2 protein-coding genes are annotated in these 2,213 nt (G+C 54.5%); one reads left to right on the forward strand and one right to left on the reverse strand.

What is annotated here, in order from left to right; translation table 11 throughout:
* Positions 1-268 (reverse strand): hypothetical protein (locus V6D20_17315; GenBank protein ID HEY9817542.1); only part of this gene is annotated, 268 nt, incomplete at its 3' end.
* Positions 269-655: 387 nt separating this feature from the next.
* Here V6D20_17315 and V6D20_17320 point away from each other — a divergent pair.
* Positions 656-2,213: hypothetical protein (locus V6D20_17320; protein ID HEY9817543.1), on the forward strand; the 1,558-nt coding region annotated here is incomplete at its 3' end.

Genomic DNA, 2,213 nt, shown 5'->3' on the forward strand with positions numbered 1-2,213 from the left:
CAACCTCACCTGCTGGACTGCCACCGTCTGGCAATTCGCCATCGCCCACAATCTTCACATCGAAGACGACTCCCCATGCCTTCAACCCCTCCGCGCTAACGATGCTTTCCTCATGGAAGCATTTGTCGACGCCAAATACCGTGGAGCCACGCTCCGGAAGCTCAACGACTGCCGCAAATATCTCCGTATCATTACTCTCGCGGACATTACCACCTGCAACGGCCGCCGGTTGCTCCCGTACGTCCTCACAGGACAGCCACCCCCACATACCATCCACTCCTACTCCTGGCCAAGAAACCCTCCTTCCCTGTCTTCTGACCACTGGACCATCTGGCGCCAAGCCCTCCATCACTGCTTTCTACGCCCCGGTTGCCCCTTCCTTACACTCCAGCGACCTCTAGGCACTTGGCTCCAATCACCGACCACCTCATGGCTATGGCTCTACTCGACGGACCAACAATGCTTGTATCACCACGATCAACACAGAGGCCAATGGTATCGATTCCGACGCATTGTGCACCACCACAGCCCCATCAACAAACGGTTTGTTAGAGATACACAGGTTCCCCCTCCCTCACATCCTGGCCTCCAACTAGCTTCCATCATACCGCTCGACGCCACAACCAACCAAATCACCCTCATTGCTCTGAGCCCCGTGCCCTCCGCCACCCCTATCCCGGAACTCCTTCCCCCCAACGTCACCTTCTCCCAACGTATTCAAGCCCTCCCTGAACACTCCAAGTGGACCCTCCATCGAACCCAAATCGACACAGCGCCCCTTCTCTCTATAGCCCTCGCCATCCAACACGGTACCGCTATAGCCGTCAGCGACGGCTCCTTTGACCCTGCCACCCTTACTGGATCTTCCGCGTTCGTTCTCACCCCCTCCATTACGGACATCACCATTCAGATTGCAGGCCAAAATCAAGTGATAGGATCTCCACTCCAACAAAGTGCCTACCGGAGCGAACTAGCCGGAGTGGCCGGCATCCTTGTCCTCCTCGATCTGATTGCATCCCATTTCTCCCTCACGGCGGGAGCTATCACTATTGGCCTCGACGGGGAAAGCGCTCTCAACCAGACGGCCGGAGACTGGCTACTTAAACCTCAACAAACCGACTTTGACTTACTATTCGACATACGGCGCCGCCTCAAAGCCCTTCCTATCCAATGCTCCTTCAAATGGATCAAAGGTCATCAAGACGACCTCCCACACACGAACACCCTTGACAACTGGGCCCTGCTGAACGTCCAATGTGATGAGCTAGCCAAGATCCACAGCACTGCATGCTCGAACGCAAACCTTATCAAGCCCAACATCCGTCTCAAACACGAACGCTGGTCCCTTTCTCTCGACGGCAACAAACTGTCAGGCCTCAACATCCCAGCCCTCTACGCCCAAATCTACAAACGACCTACTCTAGCGTGGGCCGAAAAACATGGCATTACCCCAGCAGTCTGGGCCCTACTTGATCAACAGGCTCTCAAACGTGCCATGAAACGGATCCCATTGGGCAAACAGCGATGGCTCCTCAAGCATGCTACAGGCCACTGCGCAGTCGGCAGGATGGAACTTCTCCGCGAGCATCAGGACCACAGCAATTGCCCCCGCTGTGGTGCATCCAACAAAACCACTACCCACGTCCTCACCTGCACCGACGCACGAGCAATCACCCAATGGGTCGTTCAATTACAAAGACTTCATCACTGGCTCAACACCCATTTTTCCCATCCCGATATCACCAAGGCGATCATCACTATCCTTCGCCACTGGCACGATGTTGGGACCCCTACCACAGTTCTCCATGTCGACCCCACAGTAACCACAGCCATTGAGGAGCAATACACCATCGGTATCTACAACATGCTCCTTGGCCGTATCTCCCATCAGTTCACCGATATCCAAACCAAATATCTCCGCAAATGCGATACCAAACTGGATGGCCACGGATGGACAGCAGGACTCATCCGACAACTCTGGGACATATCCTTCCACATGTGGGAACACCGCAACAATATCAAACACTCCCCTACACATCCGGACAAAATCGACTCCAGAGCATCCATGCTCGATCAAGCCACGGACCAATATGATATAGGCCCTTCGTCTCTTCTCCTGAGCGACCGCCACTTACTGCGGAATTCTCTTCAACACATTTACAGTTACTCCAACTCCCACCTACAACAATGGCTCAACAGCATCCTCCTTGCTC

This window comes from Candidatus Obscuribacterales bacterium (genome assembly GCA_036703605.1).
GTDB lineage: Bacteria > Cyanobacteriota > Cyanobacteriia > RECH01 > RECH01 > RECH01.